Consider the following 4,196-nt stretch of genomic DNA (forward strand, 5'->3'; position numbering starts at 1 on the left):
GTCATAGATACTGGCCTCGACGAAGCAGCGCGATCCGGCAACGCAGCTCTGGCCGGCGGCCGCGAAGATGCCGGAGACGACGCCGTTGACGGCATGGTCGAAGTCGACGTCGGCAAAGACGACCTGAGGTGATTTCCCGCCAAGCTCCATCTGGCACGAAACCAGGTTTGCGGCCGCGTTGGTGGCGATCCGCCGGCCAGAGCTGCGTTGCCGGATCGCGCTGCTTCGTCGAGGCCAGTATCTATGACCGTTTCGTCGACGCGCTGGTCGAGCGCGCCAGGCGGGTCAGGGTGGGCCACCCCCTGAATGACGATACCGACATGGGTCCGCTGGCGCTGTCGGCACAACTTGCCAAAGTTGAAAGCTACGTCGCCTCGGGCGTCCATCAGGGGGCGAGGATCGCGGCCGGTGGCCGCAGACCGCAATCGGCCGCGCTCGCGGAAGGCTGGTATTTCGAGCCGACCGTCATGGTCGACGCCCGCAACGACATGGACTTCATGCAGGAGGAAATCTTCGGTCCGGTCGTCGGCGTCATCCCCTTCTCGTCGGAAGAGGAGATGACCGCGCTCGCCAATGACACGCGCTACGGACTGTCCTCCGGCATCTGGACCAAGGACATCGACCGCGCGCTGCGCTTTGCCCGCAATGTCGATGCCGGAACCGTCTGGATCAACACCTATCGCGCCTCGTCGTTCATGTCGGCCAATGGCGGCTTCAAGGAAAGCGGCTATGGCCGCAGGGGAGGCTTCGACGTGATGGAGGAGTTCTCGCGGCTGAAGAACATCATGATCGATTATTCCGGGCTCATGCAGGACCCATTCGTCATCCGCCTGCGCTGAGCATCACCCACACCGACCACAAAGGACGGGACAACAGAAATGAAATTTGCAGTGTCGCTGACCATGGAGCGCTTCTCGCCCGACATGCCGATGTCGAAGGTGAAGAGCAATCTGCTCGAGCTGGCGCAGATGGCCGACGCGGGCGGCTTCGAGACGCTGTGGACGGCAGAGCATCATACGATCGAGTGCACCATCTCGCCCAATCCGTTGATGACCCTGACCTGGCTGGCGCAGCACACGCAGCAGATCCGGCTTGGCACCTCGACGCTGGTGGCGCCGTACTGGAGCCCGATCCGGCTGGCTGGCGAAGCCGCCCTTTGCGATCACCTGACCGGCGGCAGGCTGGAGTTCGGCATAGCCCGTGGCTCCTATCAATACGAGTTCGACCGCATGGCCGGCGGCATGCCGCAGCAGGAGGGTGTCGCCTATCTCAAGGAACTGGTGCCGGCAGTGAAGAAACTGTGGGCCGATGATTATGCGCATGACGGCCACTATTGGAAGTTTCCGCTGGCCGCGGGCGTGCCCAAGCCATTGCAGACGCCGCATCCGCCGATCTGGGTGGCGGCACGTGACCCCGGCACATTCGACTGGGCCGTAGGCATCGGTGCCAACATCCTGTCGACGCCGCTTTCAGCGCCCGCGGCCGAGATTGCCGTGCTCGGCGAAAAATTTCGCAAGGCGGTCGCCGACCATCCGGAAGTGCCGCGCCCACGCCTGATGATGCAACGCCGCACCTGCATCTACGATCGCCCGGAGGACTGGGAAGTCGCGGTCCGCCACGCCATCGACTACGGGCGCTCCTTCGAGAACCTCTTCCAGAACATCGGCACGGTAAAGAACGGTTTCCCCGAGGCTGTGCCTTATGAAAGCGTCAAGGGCAAGGACAACTACAATCCCGAGAGCATCCGCAAGAACCTGATGTTCGGCACGCCCGACGAGATCATCGAGAAGCTTGAGGACTACGAGGCCGCCGGCGTCGACCAGTACTGCCTGGGGCTGACCTTCAACCTACCGTTCGAGCTGCAGAAGAAGACGATCCGGCTGTTCGTCGACGAGGTCATGCCGCACTTCGCGGCACGCAATCGCACCAGGGCTGTCGTTGTGGGGCACTGATGGCGATGGCGACCGGTTTCTTCGTCCACGGCGATGTGGCGCTCAACTATCGTGTCGACGGGAACGGGCCACAGAAGCTGGTCTGCATCCATGGCGTCGGCTCCTATCTGGAAGCGTGGCGCGGCGTCGTCGCTCGCCTGCCGGATCAGTTCACCGTGCTCACATTTGATCTGCGTGGCCATGGCGGGTCGGCGCGCATCAAGGGACGCTACGAGATTGATGACTTCGTCGGCGATACGCTGGCGCTGGCCGATCATGCTGGCTTTGCGCGCTTTCATCTTGCCGGCTTCTCGCTGGGCGGCCTTATAGCCCAGCGCCTGGCACTGACCCATCCCGATCGGCTTCAAAAGCTGGTGCTGCTGGCGACCGTCGCCGGGCGCTTGCCGGAAGAACGGCAGGCGGTTCTGCGTCGTCTCGCCGCTTTGACCGCCAGCCAGCCGAGTGCGCACCATGCCGCGTCGCTCTCGCGGTGGCTGACCGAGGAGTTTCAGGAGCGCAACCCGGATGTGATCGCCGAGCTGCATCGGCGCGACGCCGAGAACGATCCTGCGTGCTACGCCGCCGCTTACCGGGTTCTGGCCGAGACAGATTTCGGCGGCATCCTCGACCAGATCAGGTCGCCGACACTGATCGTGACGGGGGAGGACGACCAGGGATCCAACCCGCGCATGGCGCGTCATATGCACGACCAGATCCGCGGCTCGCGGCTCGAGATCCTGCCGGGGTTGCGGCATTCGATCCTGATCGAAGCGCCCGGGTCGGTCGCTGGCCTGATAGCGGATTTCCTGGATGACCACTCACGACGGGCAGGGGCGACCAGCCATGGATAGCAAATTGCAGAAAGCCGGCGAGGCAGTCCGCCGCAAAGTACTGGGCGACGACTATGTCGACCGCGCAATCGGCAATGCCGACGACTTCTCCAGGCCCCTCCAGGACATGCTCAACGAGTATTGCTGGGGCACATGCTGGACTGACGCCGCGCTCGATCTCAAGCAGCGCAGCCTGCTCAATCTCGGCATGCTTGCGGCACTGGGGCGCATGCATGAATTCGGCGTGCATTTTCGAGGTGCGATGCGCAACGGGCTTGGCGACGACGAGCTGCGGGCGGCCCTGATCCAGATCGCGGTCTATTGCGGCGTTCCGGCAGGTGTCGAGGCCTTCCGTGTCGCGCGTGCGGTGCGCGACGAAGCCAAGGCCGACACGCCATGACAAGCGTTTCGCGACCGTCGGCTTACCTTCGTTCCGAGCAATCGGCGCGGCAAACCTCCTCTGCCTCGCCGGAAGACGGCGACGGCAGTCTCATTTCTAAATTAGCAACAACAACAAGGGGAACGGTGCACATGAAAACATCTCTGAAATTGGCGACATTGGCGGCTTCGCTTGCCCTGACATTGACGACGCTTCCGGCTCAGGCCGGCGCGGTGCTGGACCGTGTCGTGGCGGCCGGAACTCTCAAGGTCGCAACTGACGCCAACTGGGCGCCGCAGTCCTTCCTCAATGCCAGCAACGAGCTGGACGGCTTCGACATCGATGTCGCCAAGGAGATCGGCAAGCGCATCGGCGTCAAGGTCGAGTTCGTGACGCCGGGCTGGGACATCATCACCGCCGGCAACTGGGTCGGCCGCTGGGACATGCATGTCGGCTCGATGACGCCGACGAAGAAGCGCGCCGAGATCTTCGATTTTCCCGCTGTGTACTACTACACGCCAGCAGCGGTTGCGGTTCACAAGGACAGCAAGGCCAAATCGTTGAGCGATCTGGATGGCAAGGTTGTCGGCGCGACGACGACATCGACCTTCGAAGCCTATGCCAAGAAGGATCTGACGCTCGACGCGGCCGGTGCGCCGCCATTCGAATACAAGCTCAACCCGAAGGAAGTGCACTCCTACGAGAACTCCACCACCGCTTTCGACGATCTGCGGGTCGGTGACGGCGTTCGGCTCGATGCCGTCGTCTCGTCGCAGCCCAGCATCGTCGATGCCGTGAAAGCCGGTTATCCGATCAGGCAGATCGGCGATCCGGTGTTTTATGAGCCCCTGGCTGTCGCAATCGAACACGGTGACCCGGAATTCTCGGCCAGGATCGCCGATGCCGTGAAGGCCATGAAAGGCGACGGAACGCTGAGCACGCTCTCCAGGAAATGGTACGGGGTCGACTACTCGGTCGTAAAGTAGTTCCGACGTTCGCTGGCGGCTCGCCTGTGCGGGCCGCCGACCATTCGAAGGGACAGGCTATGCTCTACCC

General features: G+C 63.0%; 4 protein-coding genes and 2 pseudogenes. 5 read left to right on the top strand and 1 reads right to left on the bottom strand.

Features of this window, described 5'->3' with window-relative positions; translation table 11 throughout:
- Positions 1–201 (bottom strand): annotated as a pseudogene (locus tag EN879_RS26405) (aldehyde dehydrogenase family protein); the annotation flags it as partial.
- Here EN879_RS26405 and EN879_RS26410 point away from each other — a divergent pair.
- From EN879_RS26410 to EN879_RS26430, 5 genes and pseudogenes are all read left to right on the top strand, one after another.
- Positions 189–839 (top strand): annotated as a pseudogene (locus EN879_RS26410) (aldehyde dehydrogenase family protein); the annotation flags it as partial. The pseudogenes EN879_RS26405 and EN879_RS26410 sit on opposite strands and share 13 nt — an antisense overlap.
- A 39-nt stretch (positions 840–878) precedes the next feature.
- Positions 879–1,952 (top strand): LLM class flavin-dependent oxidoreductase, encoded by a 1,074-nt coding sequence (locus EN879_RS26415; RefSeq protein ID WP_063170689.1) that lies wholly within the window; start codon positions 879–881, stop codon positions 1,950–1,952.
- Positions 1,952–2,782 carry an alpha/beta hydrolase gene (locus EN879_RS26420; protein ID WP_063170688.1) on the top strand — a complete coding sequence of 277 codons (831 nt, stop codon included), beginning with the start codon at positions 1,952–1,954 and terminating at the stop codon, positions 2,780–2,782. The genes EN879_RS26415 and EN879_RS26420 overlap by 1 nt, the downstream gene beginning before the upstream one ends.
- Positions 2,775–3,161 carry a carboxymuconolactone decarboxylase family protein gene (locus EN879_RS26425; protein WP_063170687.1) on the top strand — a complete coding sequence of 129 codons (387 nt, stop codon included), beginning with the start codon at positions 2,775–2,777 and terminating at the stop codon, positions 3,159–3,161. The genes EN879_RS26420 and EN879_RS26425 overlap by 8 nt, the downstream gene beginning before the upstream one ends.
- Positions 3,162–3,292: 131 nt before the next feature.
- On the top strand, positions 3,293–4,126 hold the full coding sequence (locus tag EN879_RS26430; protein ID WP_063170686.1) for a transporter substrate-binding domain-containing protein: 834 nt from the start codon (positions 3,293–3,295) through the stop codon (positions 4,124–4,126).
- The last annotated feature ends 70 nt before the right edge of the window (positions 4,127–4,196 follow it).

Source organism: Mesorhizobium sp. M7A.F.Ca.AU.002.02.1.1, assembly GCF_003998535.1.
GTDB lineage: Bacteria > Pseudomonadota > Alphaproteobacteria > Rhizobiales > Rhizobiaceae > Mesorhizobium > Mesorhizobium ciceri.

Bases quoted from the DNA above. Each gene is read 5' to 3' on its own strand.
- EN879_RS26430 (WP_063170686.1), top strand. From the start codon at position 3,293: ATGAAAACATCTCTGAAATTGGCGACATTGGCGGCTTCGCTTGCCCTG.
- EN879_RS26420 (WP_063170688.1), top strand. From the start codon at position 1,952: ATGGCGATGGCGACCGGTTTCTTCGTCCACGGCGATGTGGCGCTCAAC.
- EN879_RS26425 (WP_063170687.1), top strand. From the start codon at position 2,775: ATGGATAGCAAATTGCAGAAAGCCGGCGAGGCAGTCCGCCGCAAAGTA.
- EN879_RS26415 (WP_063170689.1), top strand. From the start codon at position 879: ATGAAATTTGCAGTGTCGCTGACCATGGAGCGCTTCTCGCCCGACATG.